At 61.2% G+C, this 725-nt stretch carries 2 pseudogenes; both read right to left on the minus strand.

Annotation, left to right across the window (positions count from 1 at the left end):
* Positions 1 to 407 (minus strand): annotated as a pseudogene (gene istB / locus J9889_RS22000) (IS21-like element ISAs29 family helper ATPase IstB); the annotation flags it as partial.
* Positions 408 to 421: 14 nt separating this feature from the next.
* Positions 422 to 725 (minus strand): annotated as a pseudogene (locus tag J9889_RS22005) (IS21 family transposase); the annotation flags it as partial.

The raw sequence follows: 725 nt of genomic DNA on the forward strand, positions 1-725 counted from the left end.
GGCAGCCGGTAGTAACGAGTGCTGTGCCCCTGCTGACAGGCTTGGTAGCCCAGCGCACAGGCTAGGTAGGTTTTTCCGCAGCCACAGGGGCCGGTAATGAGCAGGTTCTGGCCCCGGCGCAGCCACTCTCCTTGGGCCAGGTTTGCTACCTGTGACCGCTCCAGGTTGCGTGCTGACTGGTAGTCCAGCTCCTGCACCGTGGCCTGGAGTTTGAGCCTCGCCTGCTTGACCAGCCGAGCTTGTTTACGCTGCTCCCGGCTCAGTTGTTCGTGTTCGACCAGCAGGCTTAGCCGCTCGATGAAGGGCAGCCCTTCGTAGGTACTTGCCTGTTCCAGTTGTTGTTGCACGGCATCCGCCATGCCAGTCAGTTTCAGGTGTCTCAAGCGGGTCAGCGTTTGTTGGGTCATGGGACGTATCCTCTCTAGTGGAAGCTCTGGGGGCCGCGGATGTTCTCGTGCTCTTGCGGCAGTTCTGGATAACTGAGCGGACTTGCGGGCAGTTGGTCGCGGCCACTGGTCAGCACCGACTTGAGCTGCTTGAGCCGCACCAGACTTTCCCGGTTGGCCAGCTGGCAACAGCCTTCGACTCGTGATGGCGGATACTCCCGGCTAAGACTCAGCAGTCCCAGGCAGAGTCGGTATGCCTGCTCGGCATGGGCTTTCTCTGCCAGCCGTTCGCTAACCCAGCACAAGGTGCCCGGTCCGATGTCGGCAGCCCACTGCTTA

Source organism: Aeromonas sp. PrichA-15, assembly GCF_017939245.1.
In the GTDB taxonomy this organism is placed as follows: Bacteria; Pseudomonadota; Gammaproteobacteria; order Enterobacterales; family Aeromonadaceae; genus Aeromonas; species Aeromonas caviae.